At 65.1% G+C, this 24303-nt stretch carries 23 protein-coding genes and 1 riboswitch; of the genes, 14 read left to right on the forward strand and 9 right to left on the reverse strand.

Annotation, left to right across the window (positions count from 1 at the left end):
• Positions 1-57 precede the first annotated feature (57 nt).
• Entirely contained in the window at positions 58-3870 is a 3813-nt protein-coding gene (locus tag QTI04_RS06410) for a DUF748 domain-containing protein (RefSeq protein ID WP_286614569.1), read from the reverse strand.
• A gap of 593 nt (positions 3871-4463) precedes the next feature.
• Between QTI04_RS06410 and QTI04_RS06415 the strand changes: the two genes are divergently transcribed.
• From QTI04_RS06415 to nrdR, 3 genes are all read left to right on the forward strand, one after another.
• The gene (locus tag QTI04_RS06415; RefSeq protein ID WP_286603360.1) at positions 4464-5372 is read left to right on the forward strand and encodes a transglycosylase SLT domain-containing protein; all 909 of its coding nucleotides are present in this window, start codon (positions 4464-4466) and stop codon (positions 5370-5372) included.
• Positions 5373-5409: 37 nt separating this feature from the next.
• A riboswitch (ZMP/ZTP riboswitch) is annotated at positions 5410-5536 on the forward strand.
• Between the two features lie 41 nt (positions 5537-5577).
• A complete protein-coding gene (gene glyA / locus QTI04_RS06420) occupies positions 5578-6822 on the forward strand; it encodes a serine hydroxymethyltransferase (protein ID WP_286614570.1) in 1245 nt (414 codons plus the stop codon).
• Between the two features lie 63 nt (positions 6823-6885).
• Positions 6886-7329, forward strand: a complete 444-nt coding sequence (gene nrdR / locus QTI04_RS06425; protein WP_286603363.1) for a transcriptional regulator NrdR — start codon at positions 6886-6888, stop codon at positions 7327-7329.
• Positions 7330-7346: 17 nt separating this feature from the next.
• On the opposite strand, the gene QTI04_RS06430 is transcribed toward nrdR, so the two are convergent.
• Genes QTI04_RS06430 through pilV form a run of 5 tightly spaced genes read right to left on the reverse strand, consistent with a single transcriptional unit; the run spans position 7347 to position 10470 of the window.
• The gene (locus tag QTI04_RS06430; RefSeq protein WP_286614571.1) at positions 7347-7889 is read right to left on the reverse strand and encodes a GspH/FimT family pseudopilin; all 543 of its coding nucleotides are present in this window, start codon (positions 7887-7889) and stop codon (positions 7347-7349) included.
• Positions 7886-8317, reverse strand: coding sequence for a type IV pilin protein (locus QTI04_RS06435; protein WP_286614572.1), 432 nt, complete (start codon positions 8315-8317; stop codon positions 7886-7888). Before QTI04_RS06435 ends, QTI04_RS06430 begins: the two co-directional genes overlap by 4 nt.
• Positions 8314-9411 carry a hypothetical protein gene (locus tag QTI04_RS06440; RefSeq protein ID WP_286614573.1) on the reverse strand — a complete coding sequence of 366 codons (1098 nt, stop codon included), beginning with the start codon at positions 9409-9411 and terminating at the stop codon, positions 8314-8316. Before QTI04_RS06440 ends, QTI04_RS06435 begins: the two co-directional genes overlap by 4 nt.
• Positions 9336-9896, reverse strand: coding sequence for a PilW family protein (locus QTI04_RS06445; RefSeq protein ID WP_369292793.1), 561 nt, complete (start codon positions 9894-9896; stop codon positions 9336-9338). Before QTI04_RS06445 ends, QTI04_RS06440 begins: the two co-directional genes overlap by 76 nt.
• On the reverse strand, positions 9877-10470 hold the full coding sequence (gene pilV / locus QTI04_RS06450) for a type IV pilus modification protein PilV (protein WP_286614575.1): 594 nt from the start codon (positions 10468-10470) through the stop codon (positions 9877-9879). Before pilV ends, QTI04_RS06445 begins: the two co-directional genes overlap by 20 nt.
• A gap of 119 nt (positions 10471-10589) precedes the next feature.
• Here pilV and ribD point away from each other — a divergent pair, with 119 nt between their 5' ends.
• Genes ribD through tolA form a run of 10 tightly spaced genes read left to right on the forward strand, consistent with a single transcriptional unit; the run spans position 10590 to position 18367 of the window.
• On the forward strand, positions 10590-11720 hold the full coding sequence (gene ribD, locus QTI04_RS06455; RefSeq protein WP_286614576.1) for a bifunctional diaminohydroxyphosphoribosylaminopyrimidine deaminase/5-amino-6-(5-phosphoribosylamino)uracil reductase RibD: 1131 nt from the start codon (positions 10590-10592) through the stop codon (positions 11718-11720).
• 43 nt (positions 11721-11763) lie between these two features.
• The gene (locus tag QTI04_RS06460) at positions 11764-12417 is read left to right on the forward strand and encodes a riboflavin synthase (protein WP_286614577.1); all 654 of its coding nucleotides are present in this window, start codon (positions 11764-11766) and stop codon (positions 12415-12417) included.
• A complete protein-coding gene (gene ribBA, locus QTI04_RS06465) occupies positions 12414-13574 on the forward strand; it encodes a bifunctional 3,4-dihydroxy-2-butanone-4-phosphate synthase/GTP cyclohydrolase II (RefSeq protein WP_286603376.1) in 1161 nt (386 codons plus the stop codon). The genes QTI04_RS06460 and ribBA overlap by 4 nt, the downstream gene beginning before the upstream one ends.
• Positions 13574-14038, forward strand: coding sequence for a 6,7-dimethyl-8-ribityllumazine synthase (gene ribH, locus QTI04_RS06470; protein ID WP_286614578.1), 465 nt, complete (start codon positions 13574-13576; stop codon positions 14036-14038). Before ribBA ends, ribH begins: the two co-directional genes overlap by 1 nt.
• Positions 14035-14568 (forward strand): transcription antitermination factor NusB, encoded by a 534-nt coding sequence (gene nusB / locus QTI04_RS06475; protein WP_286603379.1) that lies wholly within the window; start codon positions 14035-14037, stop codon positions 14566-14568. Before ribH ends, nusB begins: the two co-directional genes overlap by 4 nt.
• Positions 14565-15764, forward strand: a complete 1200-nt coding sequence (locus tag QTI04_RS06480) for a pyridoxal phosphate-dependent aminotransferase (protein ID WP_286614579.1) — start codon at positions 14565-14567, stop codon at positions 15762-15764. Before nusB ends, QTI04_RS06480 begins: the two co-directional genes overlap by 4 nt.
• The gene (gene ybgC, locus QTI04_RS06485) at positions 15761-16228 is read left to right on the forward strand and encodes a tol-pal system-associated acyl-CoA thioesterase (protein ID WP_286603381.1); all 468 of its coding nucleotides are present in this window, start codon (positions 15761-15763) and stop codon (positions 16226-16228) included. The genes QTI04_RS06480 and ybgC overlap by 4 nt, the downstream gene beginning before the upstream one ends.
• Positions 16225-16938, forward strand: coding sequence for a protein TolQ (gene tolQ, locus QTI04_RS06490; protein ID WP_286603383.1), 714 nt, complete (start codon positions 16225-16227; stop codon positions 16936-16938). The genes ybgC and tolQ overlap by 4 nt, the downstream gene beginning before the upstream one ends.
• A gap of 16 nt (positions 16939-16954) precedes the next feature.
• Positions 16955-17392: a biopolymer transporter ExbD gene (locus QTI04_RS06495; RefSeq protein ID WP_286614581.1), complete on the forward strand. Its 438-nt coding sequence runs from the start codon at positions 16955-16957 to the stop codon at positions 17390-17392.
• 3 nt (positions 17393-17395) lie between these two features.
• Complete coding sequence (gene tolA / locus QTI04_RS06500; RefSeq protein WP_286614582.1) at positions 17396-18367, forward strand: cell envelope integrity protein TolA; 972 nt, start codon at positions 17396-17398, stop codon at positions 18365-18367.
• Between the two features lie 67 nt (positions 18368-18434).
• On the opposite strand, the gene QTI04_RS06505 is transcribed toward tolA, so the two are convergent.
• Complete coding sequence (locus tag QTI04_RS06505; RefSeq protein ID WP_286614584.1) at positions 18435-18953, reverse strand: phosphatase PAP2 family protein; 519 nt, start codon at positions 18951-18953, stop codon at positions 18435-18437.
• A 47-nt stretch (positions 18954-19000) separates the two neighbouring features.
• Positions 19001-22501, reverse strand: coding sequence for a DNA polymerase III subunit alpha (dnaE, locus tag QTI04_RS06510; RefSeq protein ID WP_286614586.1), 3501 nt, complete (start codon positions 22499-22501; stop codon positions 19001-19003).
• Positions 22502-22581: 80 nt separating this feature from the next.
• On the opposite strand from dnaE, the gene QTI04_RS06515 reads away from it, so the two are divergent.
• The gene (locus tag QTI04_RS06515; protein ID WP_286603387.1) at positions 22582-23367 is read left to right on the forward strand and encodes a sulfurtransferase; all 786 of its coding nucleotides are present in this window, start codon (positions 22582-22584) and stop codon (positions 23365-23367) included.
• Positions 23368-23370: 3 nt separating this feature from the next.
• Here the strand turns inward: QTI04_RS06515 and QTI04_RS06520 are convergent, their stop codons facing one another.
• Positions 23371-24285: a pirin family protein gene (locus tag QTI04_RS06520; protein ID WP_286614587.1), complete on the reverse strand. Its 915-nt coding sequence runs from the start codon at positions 24283-24285 to the stop codon at positions 23371-23373.
• Positions 24286-24303: the final 18 nt, after the last annotated feature.

Here is a 24303-nt window from a genome sequence, read left to right on the forward strand (position 1 = left end):
AGGCGCCGGCAATTGCCGGCGCACCGCCCCATTTTCACCGACTTGCGGCCGCCCGGATCAGCGGGTGGCCAGTTTCAGTTCGGCACCTGGTTTCCAGTTGTCGCCTTCGGCCTTGGTTCGCACCGCGCCGAGGAAGAGCCGCTCACTGGTCAGCTTCTGCTCCAGCAGGTAGTCACGCACCGCGGCGCCGCGATCCACAGCCAACTGCCGCATCGACTCCTCGTCGACGGGGATGCTGGTCAGAAGCAGGTCTTCCATCTCGTTGGTCGGCAAATCCTTGGCCAATCCGACCATGTTGCGCGGCTTCGTGACCTCTGAGCGCTTGTAGACAGCCGCCAGCAACGCCGGGTATTCGGCATCGGTCAGGGGCGTCACCGCGGAGGCATCCTGCCCGGCGCGCACCGAAGCCCGTCGCTTTTCCGCTTGTGCGAGCCGCCGCAGTTGCTGGCGCTGGTAGGCCTCGCGCTCCTTGTCGAGGCTGGACATGCCGACCACCGTCGTCTTGAGGCCGGGCCGGTCGGTGAGCGCCTTCGCCACCTTGTCGAGGTTTTCCTTGGCTTCCGGCGAGAGTTCCGAGCTGCCCGGCGCGAAGGCAACGACGCTCGACTCCCCGCCACCGCCGAACCCGCCAGTCAGCAGCGCAAACGGCGCGGTGGCGGCCTTGGCGATCAGATTGAGGATCGCCTTGAGAATCAGCGGCCCGATGCTGAACTGCGGATCGTTGATCGACCCTCTGAGCGGCAGGTCGATATCGATCACGCCATTGCGATCGGCCAGCAGCGCCACGGCCAGACGCACCGGCAGGCTGGCCGGCGCGCCCTCGACCTGTTCTCCGAACTGGAGCTGGTTGAGGATCACGCGGTTGGCGGCCGTCAGCGTGCCGTCCGGTGCGATCTTGTAGTTGACGTCCATGCTCAGCTTGCCGCGTTCGATGCCATGCCCGGCGAAGCGCACCGAATAAGGCGACAGCGGCGGGAGATCCAGCTCGCGCATCTTGGCGGTGATGTCCAGTTCGAGCGGCCTGACCAGCGGGTTGAGCTTGCCGGTGATCTCCAGCGAGGCGGTCTGCTGCGCCTTGCCGCGAAGTTCGAGATCCGCCAGCGCGGGCTTGTCGCCCTGCGGCTTCGACGAAAACGCGCTGAGCTTGCCGGTCAGTTCAGTCAGGTCGGCCGAATAGTTGGGTTTGATGAACAGGTCGGAGAAGTCGATCTTTCCGTTCACCAGGCTCATCGGGCCGAAATTGATGACCGGCGCCGGACCGGAAGGCTCGGTCGCTGCTGCCGTGGCGACCGGCGCAGCCTTCGCGGGCTCGGCCGCGCCGCCGACCATGAGCTCCGCCGGCGGCGGCGGCGGTGCACCTCGCGTCCGGGCGAGCGGACGCCGGCTGGCGGTCGTCGTGGTCGTGCCGCCGAGGCTGCGCTTTGTCGTGACCTCGGGCGCCGCCGCATCGGCAGCCGCAGGAGTTGCCGGCTCCCCGGGCTTCTTGACCAGATAGAGAAGATTCAATCGGCCAGTCGGATCGATGATGACGCGGGCGTAGAAGTCGGTCAGCGCGGTCTCGCGCACGTCCACCGCCAAGGGGGCGCCCGGCTCCAGCTTCACCTGGACACCCCGCAACCCCAGGGTCTTCCAGCTCAGCAGTTGATTGTTCCGCGACAGGCCAGGCGCCTGGGTCAGCACGACGCTATTGGCGCGGAAGTCGTCCACCGCGGTGTCGCCGGCCAGCCGCACGCTCATTCCCGCGGGCAAAGTCGCAAACTTGACCGTGCCGCGATAGCTCGCAAACGCCCGGCGAATGTCGATGTTGAGCGCATCCGCGTAATAGGCCTTGAAGGCGTGGGCCGGAAGGGACGCGACCGTCAGCTTGCCTTCTGCCGAAACAGGCTTGAGCACCACGTTGCCGTCGTACTCGAACCGACCCGGCTCCGCGCGGCCGGCGGCGATCCGCCCCGAGAGCTTGAGCGGAGACACGGTGTCGGTGTTCGGCGTGATCTTCTGCGCCTTGACGTTCAGGGCACTGAGTTCGAAAGCCACCGGCGTGGCGCTGGCATTGTCCTCGTAAGAGAGTGCACCGTTGTCGATGGCCACCGTACCGATGGAAAGCTCCCACGGCTTGGTGTTTGCACCCGCTGGCGCCTGGGCCGCCTTGGGGTCCTTGGGCGCGGCGACCTTGGCGTCCGCCGTGCCGCTCTGGCTGCCACCTGGCGGCGCCTTCAGCCAGCGCTCGAACATCCAGCGTTTTTCGCTGTCGCGCTCGATCCGGACTTTCGGACTCGCTGCGGTGAAGGAGGCGATGGCGAGCGTGTGCTTCGTCATGTCGGCTTCGGCATCGACGATCTCGAAGCGGCCAACGCTCGCCAGTGCGGTCTTGGCCTGCGTGAGCGCCAGGCCCTCGGCCACGACGCTGCGCGCCTTGAACTTGAGATCGGGCTTCGCCCACGCGACCTCGATCTGACCGCTCAGCTTGCCGTCCAGGGTGGGTTCAAGGCTCTGCGCCAGGTACGGCGCTGCGAGCGACAGAGGCAGCGAAGCAACGTCGGTCTGCACCTGGGCAGCCTTGTCGGTCCCCTCCCCGCTGAACTTGACCGCCGCCCCGCCGATGGAGGTCGAGCCGTTGAACTGCGCCGGCTTGTCCATTGGCCAAGTCACCGCCCGGACCTCCACGGCGAGGTCCTTCACATCGATCGCCGCGGCCGGTTGCGTGGTCTGGTCCCGCCAGCCGATCGCGCCGCCGGTCAGCGCCACCTTGTCGACCTGAATGCGCCAAGGCTGGGCTTCCGCCGGCTTGGGCGCACCGTCGCCATCGGGGCTGGGTGCGGGAAGGGTCGCCGCCTTTTCCTGCGCCCCCGTGGCCTTGTCGGTCGCGAGCAGATTGAGTTGTCCGGCGGCATCGCGTGCCACGACCAGTTCCGGCCCGGCCAGCGCCACCTCACTGAGGTGCACGACGCGTTCCAGCGGCCTGACGTCGACCAGGGTGAGCTTGAGTGAATCGAAGCCGAGCAGGTCGCGCGCCTTGGAATCCACCACCTGGATGCCGTGCGCGCCGATGGTGCCGGTGATCTTGAGCCCCGTCGTGGCGGCCTGCTCGAAATCGACCTTGAGGTCGGCATCGAGCTTGCCCGCCTTCAGCGCGACCGGCAGGCCGCCCGGGATGTAGCCCAGATAGGGAACCAGATCGAGATCCTGAAAGCTCAGTTGAGCGTCGGTCTTGCGGTTGTCGGCAAAAGGCGTGGAGGACGCGGTGGAATCGAACTTGCTGCCGTTAAGAACGAAAGCCAGCCTGGGCTCGGTCTTGACCTCGCGCTGGGACGCCAGGTTGCTGAGGAAAGGGACGTTGAGGACGAAATCGCGAAGCTCATGCGTTCGCTTGACTGTCTGGTCCTCGAAATTGACGGAGCCGCCCGAAATGGCGATGTTGTAGATGGCGAAGCGCGGCGGATCGCCCTTGGGTGCATCCGGCTTGGGCGCCAGCTTGGCGAGGATGTCGTCGATGTCGTACTTGCCGTCGGCCAGATGCGTCAGGCGGATCGCCGGCGAATCGATGGTGATTGCGTCGATCACGGGCGCCAGGCGCAGGATCGATTGGAGTTCGGCATCGGCATAGATTCGCCGGATCGCCACTTGCGGTTGGCTGCCGTCGGCCGTGGCGATGCGCAGATCGTTCACCGCCAATTCGAGCGTCCACGGCTTGAAGTCGATCTTGCCCACCGTGACCTCGCGGCCGAGTTTCTCGCTGGCAATCTTCTGGATCTGGCCCTTGGCGATCGGCGGCACGGCCAGCCAGGCAATGGCCCAGACGACCAACAGGACCAGTAGCGTCACGACCCCGCGCCGCACCCATTTGTTCTGTATCAGCGAAGCAGCATTCATCGACGGGGAGTGTGCCCCAAACGCCCGTGGCTTCCCAGAAGCAGAAAGCCCGGAGACCTGACGAAAAGTCTGGTCTCCGGGCTCGATGGCGGACGCAACGCCCATGCCATCTTTTCGCTCGACCAGAAGTTCAATCGTTCCGGTCATGCTGGCAGCAAGAGATTGCCACCGTTGGGCCTCAGCCGCTGAACCTTCGGATTTCTCCTCCGGTCACTGGACCTTGGTGAAACGCCTGAAAAGCTCAGGCCCCCTCAGCCTAGGCGCGTGGCAAAGGGATTGCAAATGAGGTTTTCAATGGACTGGCGCGCCCCGATTCGTGAACTAATTCAAACATTTTTTACATCGAAATTAGAATAACAAACCAAGTCATTATTCTTGACCGGGTATTTAGGCACTTCTAGAATGCCAGCTTCCCCGAGCCGCCAGACGCGGCCGGGCTCCCAGATCCGCTGCCGAGTTCCACCGGCTTTGATCAGGCTGCCGCGCCCTCTCCCTACCTTGCGCGGACCTGATTCGTACCAATCCAAGCGCCGTTGCCTTCTAGCTCCGCCCTCGTGGCGCTGTGACCAGGCGCCGCACAGAAAGGAAGAGCGATGAACCAGGCGTTTGATGCCACAGCCCGAGGGCTACGGACATTTGTGTCCGACGTGGTGGACGGCTTTTTTGAGATCACCCACAACGGGTTTGCCCTGGTAGGGCTTGCGATCGTGTTCGCCGCACTGGCCCTGGCCGCACGCCCGGACCTCCGCCAGTCCGGCGAGGAGCAGCTCATGGGCTGGCTGCAGTCGCGCAAGCCGCCTCCCGAGGTCAGCGACCTGCAGCCCACGGCCATCGAACGCACCACGGCCGCGAGCCCGCACGTGCTGCCGAAGCCGCAGGCCGCGGTCGCTTACTGGCTCAGCAAGAAGTACCGCGTGGCGGTCGAGCCGCTCAGCGTGCTGGTCGCCGAAGCCTTCGATCTCGGCAAGCGCACCAAGCTCGATCCGACGCTGATCCTCGCCATCATGGCCGTCGAATCCAGCTTCAACCCCTTCGCCCAGAGCCAGGTCGGCGCCCAGGGCCTGATGCAGGTCATGACCCGCGTCCATGGCGAAAAGTACGAACCCGCCGGCGGTGCGCTCACCGCTTTCGACCCGGTGACCAACATGCGCGTCGGCGTCAAGGTGCTGCAGGAATGCATCGCCCGGGCCGGCTCGCTCGAGGGTGGCCTTCGCTACTACGTCGGCGCGGCCAATCTCAGCGATGACGGCGGCTACGCCGTCAAGGTGCTCGCCGAACACGAACGCCTGCGCCAGGTGGTCGGCGGCCGAACACCTTCCGTCATCACGCCGCCGTCCGCCGTCACTCCGCCGGCCGCGCGCACGAACCCCGTCCCGGTCGCGGCACCGACCAAGCAGCCGAAGCCCGACCTGCAGGAGGCGCAGGACGCGCCGCAGGAACGGCAGGCGGCCCCGGAGGCCGCGCGGGATTCGCAACACCTGGCGCTGCTCTCCAACTCTTAGGCTTTTCAGGACGGTGGCAATCGCCGTCGGCTACACTCGGCCAGCACGCGACTGGCGATAGGCGCAACCCTTTTCAGGTGCATTGCGCTGACGTGGACTACCACTGGGAAGCGTGCCGCCTGCGGACTCGAGCAGGTGTTCAGCCGTTCGCCTGGGCAGCCCTTGTTTGGTTGAAGAACAAGGACCATCGTCTTGAAGGACTGCCATGTACCACCGCAACATCCTGGTCGAACAGACCGATCCTGAAATCTTCGCCGCCATCCAGGCCGAGAACGCGCGTCAGGAACATCACATCGAGCTGATCGCGAGCGAAAACTACGCGTCGCCGGCTGTCATGGCTGCCCAAGGCTCGCAACTCACCAACAAGTACGCCGAAGGCTACCCCGGCAAGCGCTACTACGGCGGTTGCGAACACGTCGACGTGGCCGAGCAACTGGCCATCGACCGCGTCAAGCAACTGTTCGGCGCCGATGCCGCCAACGTGCAGCCCCACTGCGGCGCTTCCGCCAACGAAGCCGTGATGCTGGCCTTCCTGAAGCCTGGCGACACCATCATGGGCATGAGCCTGGCCGAAGGCGGCCACCTGACCCACGGCATGCCGCTCAACATGAGTGGCAAGTGGTTCAACGTCGTGAGCTACGGCCTGAACGACAAGGAAGAGATCGACTACGACGCCATGGAACGCAAGGCGCACGAATCGATGCCCAAGCTGATCATCGCCGGCGCCTCGGCCTACTCGCTGCGCATCGACTTCGAGCGCTTCGCCAAGGTCGCCAAGGACGTCGGCGCGATCTTCATGGTCGATATCGCGCACTACGCAGGCCTCGTGGCCGCGGGCGTGTACCCCAACCCGGTGCCGCACGCCGACGTGGTCACCTCCACCACCCACAAGAGCCTGCGCGGCCCGCGCGGCGGCATCATCCTCATGAAGTCGCAGCACGAGAAGGCGATTAACAGCGCCATCTTCCCCGGGCTCCAGGGCGGTCCGCTGATGCACGTCATCGCCGCCAAGGCCGTCGCCTTCAAGGAAGCGCTCTCGCCGGAATTCAAGACCTACCAGCAACAGGTGGTCAAGAACGCCCAGATCGTGGCCGAAACGCTGACCGCGCGCGGCCTGCGCATCATCAGCGGCCGTACCGAAAGCCACGTGATGCTGGTCGACCTGCGTGCCAAGGGCATCACCGGCAAGGAAGCCGAGGCCGTGCTGGGCGATGCGCACATGACCATCAACAAGAACGCGATCCCGAACGACCCCGAGAAGCCGATGGTCACCAGCGGCGTGCGAATCGGCACCCCGGCCATGACGACCCGCGGCTTCAAGGACGAAGAAGCCCGAGCCACGGCCAACCTGGTCGCGGACGTGCTCGAGAACCCCCGCGACGCAGCCAATATCGAGGCGGTCCGCGCCAAGGTGCATGCGCTGACGAGCCGTTTCCCCGTCTACCGCTAAGCCGATGGCACGCACGCCCGGCATCGCGCATCCTCACGGCTCGGCGCCGGACGGAGCGGCCGCATGAAGTGCCCCTTCTGCGGCCACCTCGAAACGCAGGTCGTCGAGACACGCATTTCGGAAGACGGCGACTTCGTGCGGCGCCGGCGGCAGTGCGGCGGCTGCGACAAACGCTTCACCACCTACGAACGGCCGGACGTCAACTTCCCGGTCGTGGTCAAGAAGGATGGCAGCCGGGCCGACTTCGACGCCGGCAAGGTGCGCGCGTCGATGATGCTGGCGCTGCGCAAGCGCCCGGTCAGCATCGAGCAGATCGACAACGCCCTGCTGCGGATCGAGCAGAAGCTGCTGTCCAGCGGCTTGCGCGAAATCGAGTCGACCAAGGTCGGCGAGCTTGTGATGCGGGAACTCAAGAAGCTCGACAAGGTGGCCTACGTACGGTTCGCGTCGGTGTATCGGAGCTTTGAGGATGTGGATGAGTTCAGGCAGTTGTTGAGGGATATTTGATCGCGTTCCTTGCGCGATCACCCTCCGCTGCCACAAACGCCATTGCCGCAATCCCCTTTCGTGTCGGGGTCGCAAAGCTTCGGCCTACCGGATGGCGCAAGAACAATCGAGCTGCGTCGCCCTGTTTCGGCTTTGAATGTCAGGCAGCCTGCGCCAAAGCCTGCGGTCTTCCCCCGCGAGTACCCGTTGGCGTCGTAACTCAACGACTTGTCGAAACCGTTGCCGAGCCCGTCGACCGCAACACCCGCTCGAAGCGCATCGAAGGTGCGCAGCACCTCCCGATTGCCCTCGACGCTGGTCGCGACCTCCCACCCGTTCGACCAGTCCTGGTTTCGCGGAGTCAGCGTCACGCTCTGCGAACGCTTGATGGCTTCGGTGCGCGCCAGACTCAGGGCAGCCAGGAACTCACTGGCGCTCGAAGCCAGCCGCTGATTGAGCGACAGATCGCGGAATCCAGGCACGGCGATGGCTCCCAGGATGGCGTCGAGTGCGACAACCACCATCATTTCGATCAGGGTGAAACCACGGGCCCGATGATGAAACATGGCGTGCGTGGTCATTGCCAGCACCTGCTCACATCCTTGCCGGTGCATCCCTTCTCACCCGTGCTTTCGATCCAGATATTGCCGACCGCATCATCCGAGAATCCGGGTTTGAGGTTGGCAGTCAGCTTGATGCATAGCCGGGCATCCGTAGTTCCACCGCAAGCGGCAACTGCGAGGTCGTATTTGCTGCCCGGCTCGCTTTTCGTCATCGTTGCGCCTGTCTTGTAGCTTGCTCGTTGGGTATAGAGGCGTTCCTGCTGCTGCATCTCCTGCAAGAGCGCGGTGCGCGCTTCCGCACGCCAACCGCGCCGGACCGAGTCCATGTAGGAGGGATAGGCAATGGCGCCCAGAATGGCCACCACCGCCACCACGATCATGAGTTCGATCAGCGTGAAGCCCTGAGCCGGTGGCTGCCGGGTGGACGACGGAATCACGCGCTTCATTGCTTGACGTCCTTGAAGTTGGTGATCTGTCGCCAGTTGAGGCGGCCGGCAATCTGCGACACGATTCCTCCCGATATGGGGCTATCGATCGAGACGCCGGGCCCGGCACCCGTCCCCGTACCCTGATTGATGACGGAGACCTTCTTGCTCTCGATACGGCGGCCGAACGAGTCCGTCGAACTGTACGCACCATCGCCCGCCTGAATCACCAACGGTGAACTGAGCAAACCGACCGTTGACGGAATGCAGGTGCTGCCCGATGACAACCCGGTCATCGCGTTCACCGCGCAACTGTGGCCGCCACCGCCAGCGCCGCAAGTATTCGGATTGGGAATCAGCGTATTGAAGAACAGATAGCCATCGCTCAACACCATTTGCGAGACTTGGCGCTCGCCCTCGCTCTCCGAATCAGGCAAGTCGAAGTACCAACCGCGACGTTGGGATGTTTCGCCGTCGTAGTTTCCATAGACCCCGACCGGGTCCAGGGTCTTGTAGGTACCGGGAGTCGAACCGGTGCGACCGAACTGATTGAGATAGTTCACCACGCCGCTGGAGTTTCCCTCGCCCGGGAGCGGATTGACGATGAACACGCCGGACCTTGCATCCCACTCCGCGGCTTCGTTCGCGATCTTCTCGAACCGTTCGTTCTGGGCCGTGGGGCCCGTGAACTTCATGGGTGCACGCAACACCCCACCATATCGATTGTTGGTGTTGTCCATCAGATATCCGAATGCGGCAAATCGCATCTTGTCGGAATACGTCTGGATCGTGCCCATCGGCTTGTAGTTTCCGTTCGGGTACTTCAGGCAGAGGTCGCTGCGAACGGGACCCTCGGTCTGCGAACAGACCTCGACGCGGGCGTTATAGGGAGCCGCCGTCTTCCCAGGTCCAAATTTCTGGTTGTTGCCAGGTGCGTCGCAAGTCCCCTCCTTGGACGATCCGACGAACAAGCGATCGCGGCAACTGGCAATGCTGACTTTACCGTCGCTCTTCACTACGCCACTCTTGACCAATGGCGTCAGCTTGTCGAGATTGCCGACCAGCTCGTGGCTGGGGAAATACGCACCATCGTTGTAGAAGTTGGGTTGAAGCACGGCGCGCTGGAGAACTGTTGAATCATGGTCCCGTCAGGTTTGGCCGCGTCGCCGGCGCTGCTACGACCAAAGAAGCGCACCATGAGAGAGTCGTTCCGAGACTTCGAGTCCGTGTCGTTCTCACCGAAACTTTCGCCATTGCCATTCACCGTCGTGTTGCTCGCACCCGCGACATTGAGGTCGATCAGACTTCCGGACTTGGGATTGCCAGCGACAACGCCCATGCCATCGGTCAAGTGGTCGGGTGCAAAGTCCCTGTACCCCGACTGGCGGATAAGACTCTGAACGACATAGCGTGTGAAGCGAAGCGAATCCTGGACCGCCTGCACGTCGGTGTCGGTGTTGAACAGCTTCTTCCCGGCGAGGAAGGCCATCGAAGCGGCGAGCACGATGACCAGGCCCAGTGCCATGGCGACCATCAACTCGATCAAGGTAACGCCGCGCTGCTGCGCTCGGGACGCCATCTCAGGAGCCCTCAGAGCCATCGTAGGCCTGTCCTGGCGCCAGTTGCATGACAACGCGAGGCAACTTTTCGGAGTTGGTCAGTTCGTCGCCTCTGGTGTGCGGCGTCCAGCCCAGCTTGACCACCAGGTTCCTGCCTTGGTCGGCACAGCCCCACGTGAAGTCATCCACGCCCTTGCTGACCGGGTCATCGTCGAAGCAGACGACCACATGCGCACCGGGCAGAGAGTTCCTGACGCGCTCGACCCAGTTGCGAAGATCCCAGGCCGCAAGGTCCGCCTCGTTGCAGTTGGCATCAACACCAACACATTGGGGGCCGCCCTGTTTCCATGGGAGGGGATCGCTGCTCGTCAACTCGGAGAGCAGATAGGGGTTACCGTCGACTTTCTTTGCCGAAGCGTTCTTGTTGATGCGTGCTTCTTCCGACAACTCGCGCATCAGATTGACCGCCGTCGTGAACAAACCGGACTCGGTCGTGCTCTTCACGGACGTCATCAACATACCCACCACCCCCAGCAGCCCAATGCTGAGGACGATGATCGAGACAAGCACCTCGATAAGAGAAAAGCCTGCGGCAGGACGTTTGTATAACGCCATATTTTTTATACCTTCCCTGAACATCGATACCCAAGGGATTCCCTTGTGTTCGATGACGAAGTCTAACGACGACGACCTGCCGCTCATCCCTGCTTGACTACCGCTCGTATGATTCTTCCATGCCCACTCACAATGCCGATGCGCAGCAGATCGCTGCCGCACAACAACTAGCAGTCGATGCGCGCTATCTCACTGACCCCAACCCTCGCGTAGGCTGCGTCCTGATCGATGCAGCGGGCGAGCTGGCCGGAGCGGGCCACACTCAACGCGCGGGGGGGCCTCATGCGGAGATCGTGGCGTTGCAGGATGCTGCTGCGCGAGGTCGTTCAGTCGCCGGTGCAACGGCCTATGTCACGCTGGAGCCCTGTTCTCATCACGGCCGCACCGCTCCCTGCTGCGATGCCTTGATCGCCGCGGGCATCCGACGCGTCGTCGCCTCGGTCGCGGATCCGAACCCTCTCGTCGGCGGCCAGGGCTTCGAGCGCCTTCGCGCGGCCGGCATCGAGGTGGTCGTGGGCCCCGGCGCCACCGAGTCACGCGAACTCAACATCGGTTTTTTCAGCCGCATGGTGCGCAAGACGCCCTGGGTGCGCCTGAAAGTTGCGGCATCGCTCGACGGCAAGACGGCATTGACCAACGGCGTTAGCCAATGGATCACTTCCGAAGCCGCCCGCACCGACGGCCATGCATGGCGGGCGCGGGCGAGCGCGGTGCTGACGGGTGTCGGCACGCTCATCGAGGACAACCCGCGTCTTGACGCGCGTCTGGTCGAGACGCCGCGGCAGCCGCATCTGGTGGTGGTCGACAGTCGACTGCAAACGCCGCCCGATGCGAACATCTTCGGCGTCGCAGACCGCCAGGTTTGGATCTATGCCGCCCAGCGGGACGAAGCGCGGGCCCGCGCTCTTGAAGCTCGGGGCGCCACGATCACCGTCCTCCCCAATGCCGATGGCAAGGTCGACCTCGCCGCCATGCTGCTCGATCTGGCCGTGCGCGAGGTGAATGAGCTGCATGTCGAGGCAGGCTACAAGCTCAATGGCTCGCTTCTGCGCGAAGGATGGGTCGACGAACTGCTGCTCTACCTCGCCCCCAAGTTCCTCGGTGAGGGGCTCGACATGGCCAGCCAACCCTTCGCCGGCGGCCCGCTGACCGTCCTTTCTGCCGCCCTGCCCCTGGATTTCCGCTCCGTCGATCGCTTCGGGCCCGACCTGAGGATCCTGGCCCGAGTGGCCGACCGCGACGCTTTCTAGCCCCCTCCGTGGCCGGGGGCCGCTTCTCTGCGAAAATGCCGGGATGTTCACCGGAATCATCACCGGCGTGGGGCGCATCGCCGCCGTCCACGACCTCGGAAGCTCTTCATCCCACGGCAAGCGGCTCAGCATCGCAGTGCCTGACGGGTACCTCGACGACGTGGGTCTCGGTGACAGCATCGCGCTCAACGGCGCGTGCATGACCGTCACCACGCTCGACCCTGCGCAACAGCTCTTCACCATCGACATCTCGGCCGAATCGCTCGACAAGACGGCTGGCCTGTCGGAAGAAGCGGCGCGCGTCAATCTCGAGAAGGCCCTTCGCGCCAGCGACCGGCTGGGCGGCCACATCGTGTCCGGCCACGTCGACGGCATCGGCACCGTCAGCCGGTTCGAGCCCGTCGGCGAAAGCTGGGAGCTGCGCGTGCTCGCGCCACCCGCCCTCGCGCGGTTCCTGGCCTACAAGGGCTCGATCACGATCAACGGCGTCAGCCTCACTGTCAACAGCGTGAGCGACGGCCCGCAGGGCAGCGAAATCAGCATCAACCTGATCCCCCACACGGTCGAGAACACGGGGCTCGGCAGCCTGAAGGCGGGCAGCCGCGTCAACCTCGAGATCGACACCGTCGCGCGCTACGTGGAGCGCATGCTCCAGGCCGGCGCCATTCCAATGCCACAGAAAGACAGCTCCCCATGAATGCATCCGTCACGCCGATCGGCGCCTCGCGCAACGGCCGTGCGCCAGCGCCGATTTCCCCGGTCGAAGAGATCGTGGCCGAGCTTCGCGCCGGCCGCATGGTGATCCTGGTCGATGAGGAAGACCGCGAGAACGAAGGCGACATCGTCCTCGCCGCCGACCACGTCACGCCCGAAGCCATCAACTTCATGGCGCGCCATGCCCGCGGGCTGATCTGCCTCACGCTGTCGCGCGAGATGTGCGAGCGGCTGCAACTGCCGCCGATGGTGGCGCGCAACGGCGCCAAGCATTCGACTGCATTCACGGTGTCGATCGAGGCGGCCGAGGGCGTGACGACCGGCATTTCCGCCGCAGACCGCTCGCGCACCGTTCAGGCCGCGGTCGCGTCCAATGCGGTCGCGGCCGACCTGGTCCAGCCCGGCCACATCTTCCCCTTGCAAGCGGTCGACGGCGGCGTGCTCATGCGCGCCGGCCATACCGAAGCCGGCTGCGACCTGGCCGCCATGGCCGGCTGCTCGCCTTCCGCCGTGATCTGCGAAGTCATGAACGAAGACGGCACGATGGCGCGGCTGCCCGACCTGCAGCTCTTCGCCGCCGAGCACGGGATCAAGATCGGCACCATCGCCGCGCTGATAGAGCACCGCAGCCGGACCGAATCGCTGATCGAGAAGGTTGGTTGCCGCGAGATCCAGACTGCGTGGGGCCCGTTCACGGCCCATGCCTTCAAGGACAAGCCCAGCAACGGCGTGCACCTGGCTCTGGTGCGCGGCCAATGGAATACCGGCGACACGGTGGACGTGCGTGTGCACGAGCCGCTGTCGGTGCTCGACGCGCTGGAACTGAACCGCGCACTGCACTCCTGGAGCCTCGACGCCAGCCTCGCCCACCTCGCGGCCGAAGGCAAAGGCGTCGCCGTGCTGCTGAACTGCGGCGAAACCGGCGCCGAGCTGCTGTCGCAATTCGATGGCACCGCGCGTCCGGCCCAGGCCCCCGAACGCGGCCGCATGGACCTGCGCAGCTACGGCATCGGCGCGCAGATCCTGCGCGAATGCGGCGTGCACAAGATGAATCTGCTGGGCACGCCGCGCCGCATGCCCAGCATGGCGGCAGGCTACGGCCTGGAGATCGCCGGCTACATCACGAAAGACGAGACCTGATGCAACACGCAAACAAGGGCAGCGACGTCGAGCTCAACGGCAAGGGCCTGCGCATCGGCATCGTCCAGGCGCGCTTCAATGAAGACATCACCGACGCGCTCGCCAAGGCCTGCCGCGCCGAACTCGCGGCGCTGGGCGTCGCCGAGGCCGACATCGACCACCTGAGCGTGCCCGGTGCGCTCGAAGTGCCGGTCGCGCTGCAGGCGCTGGCCGAGCGCAACCGCTATCACGCACTGGTCGCGCTGGGCTGCATCATCCGCGGCGAAACCTACCACTTCGAACTGGTGGCCAACGAATCGGGCGCGAGCGTGAGCCGCCTGGCGCTGGACTACCGCATCCCGATCGCCAACGCGATCCTCACCACCGAAAACCTCGAACAGGCCATCGCGCGACAGACCGACAAGGGCCGCGATGCAGCACGTGTCGCAGTCGAGATGGCGCAACTGCTCGCCACCTTTTCATGACCGAAGACACCAAAGCATCCAGCGGCAAGCCGCGCCAGTCCCGCACTGGGCTCACCAGCACAGGCGCGCGCAAGGCATCGGCCAAGTCGACGCGCAGCCGTGCGCGCGAGTTCGCCGTGCAGGCGCTCTACCAGCACATCGTGGGCCGCAACGACGCAGAGTCGATCGACCAGTTCACGCGCGATCTCGCCGGCTTCCACAAGGCCGACGCGGCGCACTACGACGCGCTGCTGCACGGCTCGATCGAGGCGGCGGACCAGCTCGACGCACTGATCGTCCCCCTGCTCGACCGCAAGCTCGAGGAAATCTCCCCGATCGAGCATGCAGTGATGTGGATCGGCGTGTACGAGTTCCAGAACTGCCTCGACGTGCCCTGGCGCGTGGTGCTCAACGAGTGCATCGAGCTTGCCAAGGAATTCGGCGGCACCGACGGCCACAAGTACGTGAACGCCGTGCTCAACGGGCTCGCGCCTCAGCTGCGTGCCGCTGAGGTCGAAGCCGATCGCGCCAGTGGGAAGGCGAAGCCATGAGGATTTCGAAGCGCGCGGAACGCATCGAGCCGTTCTATGTCATGGAAGTGGCCAAGGCAGCTTCCAGGCTCGCAGGCGAGGTCGCGCACACCGATCGGCCGATGATCTTCCTGAACATCGGCGAACCCGACTTCACCGCGCCGCCGCTGGTCCAGGAAGCCGCCGCACGCGCCGTCCGTGCAGGCGCCACGCAGTACACCCAGGCCACCGGCCTCGATCACCTGCGCGAACGCATCAGCGGCTGGTATGCACAACGCTTCGGCGTCGACGTGCCGGCACGCCGCATCGTCATCACGGCCGGCGCGTCGGCCGCATTGCAGCTTGCTTGCCTGGCGCTGATCGAGGCCGGCGACGAGATGCTGCTGCCCGACCCGAGCTATCCATGCAACCGCCATTTCGTCACCGCAGCCGACGGCCGCGCCGTGCTGGTGCCGACCACGGCTGCCGAGCGCTTCCAGCTCAGCGCCGCCAAGGTCGAAGCCGCGTGGACCGACCGCACACGCGGCGTGCTGCTGGCCTCGCCGTCCAACCCGACCGGCACCTCGATCGCGCCCGATGAACTGAGGCGCATCCACGAGGTCGTGTCGCGGCGCGGCGGCATCACGATGATCGATGAGATCTACCTCGGCCTGTCCTACGACGACGCCTTCGGCCAGACCGCGCTCGCGATCGACGACCAGGTCATCAGCATCAACAGCTTCAGCAAGTACTTCAACATGACCGGCTGGCGCCTGGGCTGGCTGGTGGTGCCCGACGCGCTCGTGCCGGCAGTCGAGCGGCTGGCGCAGAACCTCTTCATCTGCGCAAGCACGGTGTCGCAGTACGCGGCGCTGGCCTGCTTCGAAGCCGACAGCATCACCGAGTACGAACGCCGCCGCGCCGAGTTCAAGGCACGGCGCGACTGGTTCATTCCACAGCTCAACGCGCTCGGCCTCCAGGTGCCTGTGATGCCCGACGGCGCTTTCTACGCCTGGGCCGACTGCAGCTCGTTCGCGGAAAGGCTCGGCATCGCCGGCAGCTGGGATTTCGCCTTCGAAGCGATGAAGCAGGCGCACGTCGCCGTCACGCCAGGCCGCGACTTCGGCTCGGCCGAAACAGGACGCTTCGTCCGCTTCTCGACGGCCAGTTCGATGGCGCACCTCGAAGAATCGGTCGCGCGCTTGCGTGCCTGGGCGGAAGCCACCGTTCCCGCATGAGTTTTGCGCTGCCCATTCGCGTCTACTGGGAGGACACCGATGCCGGCGGCATCGTGTTCTATGCCAACTACCTCAAGTTCATGGAGCGCGCCCGCACCGAGTGGCTGCGCTCGCTGGGCATCGCGCAAGGCAAGCTGCGCGAAGAGACGGGCGGCATCTTCGTGGTCAGCGAGACCCAGCTCAAGTACCACCGCCCTGCCCGGCTCGACGATGAACTGCTCGTTACAGCCGAACTGCGCCAGATCGGCTCCGCGTCATTGATAATCGCGCAGCGCGTGCTATCAAAATCAGAGCAAATCGCCGATGAAGGCGTTGCTGCCGCCGAAGGCAGCCTGTTGTGCGAAGGCACGATCCGCATCGGCTGGGTCAACGCCAACACACTGCGGCCTGCGCGCATTCCTGGAAAAGTTTCGGGAACCCTCGAGCGCTACGCCGGCTCCATGTCTCAACCTCTCAAGCCATGAATCAAGACCTGTCGATCCTTTCCCTGCTGCTGCACGCCAGCCTCCCGGTGCAGCTCGTCGTGCTGCTGCTCATCGTGGTTTCCGTCGCGAGCTGGGCGGCGATCTTCCGTAAATACTTCTCCCTCAAGCGCACGCGCTCGCTCAATGAGGACTTCGAACGTGATTTCTGGTCGGGCACCAGCCTGAACGAGCTGTTTTCCTCTGCGGCGCAGAACGCCAAATTCGCCGGCCCCATGGAACGCATCTTTGCCTCCGGCATGCGCGAATACCAGAAGCTGCGCGAGCGCCATGTGTCGGACACCGGCACGCTCCTGGACGGCGCGCGCCGTGCGATGCGGGCGAGCTTCCAGCGCGAACTGGACGCGGTCGAGCAGAACCTCTCGTTCCTCGCCACCGTCGGTTCGGTCTCGCCCTATGTCGGTCTCTTCGGCACGGTGTGGGGGATCATGCATGCCTTCACCGGCCTGGCCGCACTGGCACAGGTCACGCTGTCGACCGTGGCACCCGGCATCGCGGAAGCGCTGGTCGCCACCGCGATCGGCCTCTTCGCCGCCATCCCGGCCGTGGTCGCCTACAACCGCTTCGCCCGCGAAATCGACAAGATCGCCATTGCGCTCGAGACCTTCATCGAAGAGTTCTCGAACATCCTGCAGCGCAACCTGACGGCGCACGTCAACCCGACGTCCGTCACCCCGGCCACGGGCCGCTGAAGCGGAGCACCTCGCCATGCCAGCCATGTCTTCCCGCGGCCGCGGCCGCCGAACGATCAACGAGATCAACATGGTCCCGTTCATCGACGTGATGCTGGTGCTGCTGATCATCTTCATGGTCACGGCGCCGCTCATCACGCCTAGCGTGATCAACCTGCCGAGCGTCGATCGCGCCAACAAGCAGCCCGACAAGCCGATCGAGATCGTGATCAAGAGCGACGACGAAGTGCAGATCAAGAAGGACCCGTCCACCGGGAGCGGCGGCAGCTCGATCCCGATGACGCAGATCGGCTCCGCCGCCAAGAACGCTCAGGGTGGCGATACGGAGCGCCCCGTGGTCATCAGCGCCGACAAGTCAGTCAAGTACGAAACAGTGGTCAAGGCGATGAATCAGCTCAAGCGCAGCGGCATCGAGCGCGTCGGCCTCTCGGTGCAGACCACAGGCGCAAAGTAAGGCATGTCGCTCGCCGCAGACCGTCCCGAATTCGCGCCGCCGCCGCAGCGCGGCACGCCGCGCGCCGTGCTGCTGGCGCTGATCGCCCATGCGCTGCTCATCGCCGCGCTGACCTGGGGCGTGAGCTGGCGGCGCGAGGCGGAAAACGACGCGGCCGAGGCCGAGCTGTGGTCCTCGACCGTCCAGCAGGCCGCCCCGCGCGCCGTTGCGCCGCCCGTGCCCACGCCGCCGCCTCCGGTGCCGACCCCTGCACCACCGCCCCCGCCTCCCCCACCGCCGCCGCCCCAGGCGGTGAAACCGCCCGAGCCCACGCCGGCGCCCAAGGCACCTGATATCGCGCTCGAACGCGAGAAGAAGCTGAAGGAGCAGAAGGAGCGCGAGCGCGAACTGGAGCAGCAGGCGCAGCAACAGAAGAAGCTCGAGGCCGCAAAGAAGGCCGCTCAGGAAAAGAAAGAAGCCGAGGCCCGTGAGCGTGCCGAGGACGAGGCCGAGCGCAGGAAAGCCGAGCAGCAGAAGCAGGCCGAACTGAAGAAGCGCCAGGAGGCAGAGGCCAAGCAGGCCGAAGCCGCCAAGAAGAAGGAAGCTGACGCCAAGCAGGCGGCCCAGGCCGCTGCTGCCGACCGTGCCGCGACGCTCAAGCGCATGCAGGCCATGGCGGGTACTGGCGGCGAAGGCGTGGCAGCGAAGTCTTCGGGACCCTCCGGCAGCTACGGCGGAAAGGTCGCCGCAGTGGTGCGACCCAACGTCGTGTTCCCGGATGCGGACCTTGTCAGCGGCAATCCAGGGGCGGAGTTCGACGTTCGCCTTGCGCCCGACGGCACCATCGTCGGCACGCCGGCACTCTCGAAATCCAGCGGTCTGCCGGCATGGGACGAAGCCGCGTTGCGCGCACTACAGAAGACCGAGAAGCTCCCGCGCGATGTCGATGGCACCGTGCCTCCACGGCTGATCGTCACGCTGCGTCCAAAGCGCTGACCCTCCGGGGTCTGGGAAGGGCCTGACCCTCGGCATCGAGGCCGAGAACGCAGGCCGGCCCGACGATTCACCGTGGGCCGGGGTGCAGATGGATACGCTTCCAGAGCCAGGCGATCAGCGAATGCGCGGCAACGGCAGCCAAACCTCCGATCGCCATGCCGGCCGCGATGTCCAATGGATAGTGCACCCCAACGACCACTCGGGCGAGGCTCACGAGGCCGGCCAGGACCAGCAGAACGCATCCAACGGCCCTGCAATTCGCTACCAGCAGGAACGAAAACGCCAGGGCTGCGTACACGGTGGCGTGACTGCTCGGGAAGGACGGGCCGAAACCGGATTCCAGATGCTGGTGACCGAGACCGAGCTCGACGGGCCTCGGACGATCCCAGACCTCCCCGATGAGGTTGCAGGCGATGCTGCCGAGCGCGATCGCCAGCAAGGCCGCAAACGTCGGCCTGAGCAGCTGCTGCCTCCAGCGATGAAGTGCCAGCCCTACGGGAAGCAGCAGCAAAAGCCAATGAGCATGGACCGCGAGGAAATGACCAGCGTCGACCACCCAGGCGTACGCGTCCTTGTCCGCGTTCAACAGCAGGAACAGTTTCTGGTCCGCTGCAATCATGGTGCCCAAACGCCTTAGTCGTAGACGATCGCGGCCTTGCCCGCATCGGCCTGGGCCATCCAGCTGGCCAGCGCCGCATCGGTCGGGAAGAACTTCGCGCGTTCGCCCAGTTGCAATTCGACCTGCGCGCCGCTGCGCGCGATCGAGAGACGCACACCCAGCCCCTGCTGCAACTCGCCGTGCTCGCTCTGCTCGGTGCGCGGCGGAAAGTCCTTCACCATCCGGGCGATGTCCGGCGCCTTGCCGTTGACTGCCACGCGCAGGAACTTGCCGAAGCGACAGCGCGCCGTCGCCAGATCCCACACCTGCTGGACCTGGAAGCGCGCCTCGAAGCCTCCACGGCCGGGCTGCAGGCGTCCGCTCACGATCACCAGCTCGTCGTCCTTGAGCACGTTGCGGTTGGCGTTGAAGAGCGCCTCGTCGGCCGTCGCATCGATCGCGCCCGACTTGTCGTCGAGCTTGAAGATGGCGAGCCGGCCGCGCTGGCCGTTGATCACGCGAAAGTCGCTCACGATGCCGGCGATGACCTGCTGGTCGCGGGTGTCCATCAGGTCGTCGATCTCGCGCTTGCAGAAGCGCCGCACCTCGTGCGCGACTTCGTCGAAGAGGTGTCCGGACAGATAGAAACCGACCGCCGTCTTCTCGTAGGTCAGGCGCTCCTTCACGCCCCAGGGCGTAGCGTCGACCAGTTCGGGTTCCTGTGTGGCGGAGCCGTGCTCGCTGTCGCCGAAGATGTCGACCTGCGCGGCATTGGCTTCGGTCGCGACGGCGAATTCGTAGGCTCGATCGACCGAGGCGATCAGCGACGCGCGGTTCTGCTGGAGCGAATCGAAGGCGCCGGCCTTGATCAACGCTTCGACCGTGCGCTTGTTGATGCGCTGCCGGTCCACGCGCACGCAGAAGTCGAACAGACTCTTGAACGGACCGCCTGCTTCGCGCGCCCGGACGATCGCCTCGACGGCAAGCTGCCCGGTGCCCTTCACCGCGCCCAGCCCGTAGCGGATGACGTTGTCGTTGACCGGCTCGAAGCGATAGTTGCCGCGGTTCACGTCCGGCGGCTCGAAAGTCATGCCGAAGTTCTTCTGCGCATCCTCGAACAGCACCTTGAGCTTGTCGGTGTCGTCCATTTCCACGGTCATGTTCGCGCAGAAGAACTCGGCCGTGAAGTGCACCTTGAGCCAGCCCGTGTGATAGGCCAGCAGCGAGTAAGCGGCCGCGTGCGACTTGTTGAAGCCGTAGCCCGCGAACTTCTCCATCAAGTCGAAGATCTCGTCGGCCTTCTTCTGGTCGATGTCGTTCTTGGCGGCACCCTTGCGGAAGATCTCGCGGTGCTCGGCCATCTCCTCGGCCTTCTTCTTGCCCATCGCGCGACGCAGCAAGTCGGCGCCGCCGAGCGAGTAGCCGCCCAGGATCTGCGCGGTCTGCATCACCTGCTCCTGGTAGACCATGATTCCGTAGGTCTCGGAAAGCATGTCGGCCACCAGCGGGTGCGGATACTCCACCGTCTCGCGACCGTGCTTGCGCGCGACGAAGCTGGGGATCAGGTCCATCGGACCCGGACGGTACAGCGCGTTCAGCGCGATCAGGTCTTCCAGCCGCGTCGGACGCGCGTCCTTCAGCATGCCCTGCATGCCGCGCGATTCGAACTGGAACACGGCCTCGGTCTTGCCCTCGGAAAACAGCTTGTAGGTCGGCACGTCGTCGAGCCGGATGTTCTCGTAGGCGAAGTTCTCCTGCCCCTTGTGGCGCTGGACGATGAACTCCTTCGCGATCTCGAGGATCGTGAGCGTCGCCAGGCCCAGGAAGTCGAACTTCACCAGGCCGACGGCCTCGACGTCGTCCTTGTCGTACTGGCTCACGGCCGAGTCGCTGCCCGGCTGCTGGTAGAGCGGACAGAAGTCGGTGAGCTTGCCCGGCGCGATCAGCACGCCACCGGCGTGCATGCCGATGTTGCGGGTCATGCCTTCGAGCTTCTGTGCGAGCTCGACCAGCATGCGGACTTCTTCCTCCTTCTCGATGCGGGCCGCGAGCTGCGGCTCCATCTCGATGGCGTAGTTGTTCTTGTCGTTCTCGGGCTTGGGCGACGGCGGATACTGGATCGTCACCGGCTGGCCGGGCTTGTTCGGAATCAGCTTGCTGATGCCGTCGCAGAACATGTAGCTCATGTCGAGCACCCGGCCCACGTCGCGGATGGCGGCGCGCGCGGCCATCGTTCCGAAGGTCGCGATCTGGCTCACGGCATCGCGGCCGTACTTGTCCTTGACGTAGTCGATCACCCGGTCCCGGTTGCCCTGGCAGAAGTCGATGTCGAAGTCGGGCATCGAGACGCGCTCGGGGTTCAGGAAACGTTCGAACAGCAGCTTGTATTCGAGCGGATCGAGGTCGGTGATCTTGAGCGCGTACGCCACCAGCGAGCCCGCGCCCGAGCCCCGGCCCGGCCCCACGGGGCAGCCGTTTTTCTTGGCCCAGTTGATGAAGTCGCCCACGATCAGGAAGTAGCCCGGGAACCCCATCTTGAGGATGGTGTTGATCTCGAACTCCAGGCGCTCCACGTAGCGCGGGCGTTCGGCGTCGCGCCTGGCCACGTCGGGATACAAGTGCGCGAGACGCTCTTCCAGGCCCTCGAAGGAAGCGACCCGGAAATACTCCGCGATCGGCATGTTGTTGGGCGTCGGGAAGTTCGGCAGCTGCGGCTTGCCGAGCACCAGCGTGAGGTTGCAGCGCTTGGCGATCTCGACCGTGTTGGCGATCGCGCTCGGCACGTCGGCAAACAGCCGGGTCATCTCGGCGGATGACTTGAAGTACTGCTCGCGCGTGAACTTGCGGATGCGGCGCGGGTTGCCCAGGATTTCGCCTTCGGAGATGCAGACGCGAGCCTCGTGCGCCTCATAGTCGTCGGCGGTGGCGAACTGCACCGGATGCGTCGCGACCACCGGCAGCCTGAGTCGCGCGGCCAGCTGCACCGCTGCCACCACGTGGGGCTCGTCTTCAGGGCGCCCGGCGCGTTGCAGCTCGATGTAGAAGCGGTGCGGAAAAAGCCCCGCCAACTGAAGCGCGATCTCGGCAGCACGCTCGGCCTGGCCTTGCAGCAACGGCGCGCCGAGCGGCCCGGCCTGCGCGCCCGACAACGCGATCAGCCCGCCCTGGAGTTCTTCCAGCCAGGCCAGCTTGCAGGCGGCCTGGGCCTGCCCACGGCCGACGTTCTGCGTCCAGGCGCGCGCGAGCAGTTCGGAAAGATGGAGATAGCCTTCCTTGTTCTGCACCAGCAGGACGATGCGCGTCAGCGCGCCCGGCTCGGCACTCAGCCCCTCGACGAAGACCTCGGCGCCCAGCACCGGCTTGACGCCTTTGCCGCGCGCTTCCTTGTAGAACTTGACGGCGCCGAAGAGATTGTTGAGGTCGGTGATCGCCAGCGAAGGCTGGCCGTCGGCCGCGGCAGCCTTGACGACTTCATCGATGCGGTTGGTGCCGTCGACGACGGAAAACTCGGTGTGCAGGCGCAGGTGAACGAACATCTGCTCATTGTAGAAAGCGCGACCTCCACGATGTGATCTCGCTCTCCCTAGCTTGCGCGCCCCACCTACAATCCCGCCCCGTGCAAGAGATTCTGAATATCGCGGCCTACAAGTTCGTCCCGATCGACGACGCCGCCGAACTGCGTGAAGCGCTTCGTGCGCAGACCCATGCGCTCGCGCTCAAGGGCACGATCCTGATTGCGCCGGAAGGCATCAACCTATTCCTGGCGGGCACGGTGGATTCCGTGCGCGCGTTTCTGGCGACGCTGCGTGCGGATGCGCGCTTCGACGATCTGGAAGCGAAGGAAAGCTGGTCTGCCTCGCAGCCCTTCCGCCGCATGCTCGTGAAACTCAAGCGCGAGATCATCCGCATGGATCATCCCGCCATCCAACCCGCCGCCGGGCGCGCGCCCGGCGTGGACGCGCCGACGCTCAAGCGCTGGCTCGACCAGGGGCACGACGATGCCGGCAAGCCGGTCGCGCTGCTCGACACTCGAAATGCCTTCGAGGTCGACTACGGCACTTTCGAAGGCGCCATCGACTGGCGCATCCACAAGTTCACCGAATTCCCCAAAGCTCTGCAGAAACACCGCGACGATCTCGCGGGCAAGACCGTGGTCAGCTTCTGCACCGGCGGCATCCGATGCGAGAAGGCCGCGATCCTGATGCGGGAAGTCGGCGTGGCTGATGTGCTGCAGCTCGAAGGCGGCATCCTCAAGTATTTCGAGGAAGTGGGCGGCTCGCACTACCAGGGCGAGTGCTTCGTCTTCGACGGCCGCGAATCGCTGTCGCCGGACCTGAGGGCGCGCGCGAGTGGCGTGAGCGCCCGGGCCGCCGAGGACCCGGACATCTCGATCAAGCGTTGAATTTCAGACCGGCGTCGTGCCGGAATCCGCAGGCGCCTGCACCTGGAAGGGATGGCCGGGCAGCGGGATGAATTCGGTCTCGCCGGGCACGTGGCCCATGCGTTGAGCGGACCAGTCGGCGCCGGCTTCGAGGATGCGATCGCGCCGGCTCGAAACGAAGTTCCAGGTGATGAAGCGCGGGCCGTCGAGTGGCTCGCCGCCGATCACGACGACGCGGACAGCCGCTTGCGCAGTCAGCACACCGCCCTCGCCGTCAGGCAGCATCGCCATGGTGTGTTGCGCAACCGGCTCGCCGTCGAGCGATGCATCGCCGTCGACGGGATAGATCGCCAGTTCCGGCGCCAGCGCCGGCAATTCGAAACGAGCGCCTGCCGGCAAGGCCAGATCCAGATAGATCGTCTTCGAGAAGGTTGCCACGGGCGAGCGCACCCCAAAAGCCTCGCCCACGAGCACGCGGACCTGCACACCTTGCAGGTCGAGCGACGGGATGTCCGCCGCGGCCGTGTGCGCAAAGCTGGGTTCGACCTCCTCGTGCGCCTGCGGCAAGGCGGCCCAGAGCTGCAGACCGTGGTTGATGTAGGTCGCATCGAGCAAGCGCTCTGGCTTGCGCTCGGAGTGCACAATGCCGCGCCCGGCGGTCATCCAGTTGATTGCACCGGGGCGGATTTCCTGCACGCTGCCGAGGCTGTCGCGATGCATCATCGCGCCCTCGAACAGATAGGTCACGGTCGCGAGGCCGATGTGCGGATGAGGCCGCACGTCATGCTCCGAGCCGGGCTGCTCGGTCGCCGGCCCGAAGTGGTCGAAGAACACGAAGGGCCCCACAGAACGCCGCTTCGCCGCCGGCAGCAGGCGCCGGACCTTGAAGCCCCCACCTAAGTCCTTGTCATGCGGTTGCAGCAGCAGTGGTGCGGTCATCGTGGTACTCCGTGGGAC

This window comes from Variovorax sp. J22R115, assembly GCF_030317005.1.
Lineage (GTDB): Bacteria > Pseudomonadota > Gammaproteobacteria > Burkholderiales > Burkholderiaceae_C > Variovorax.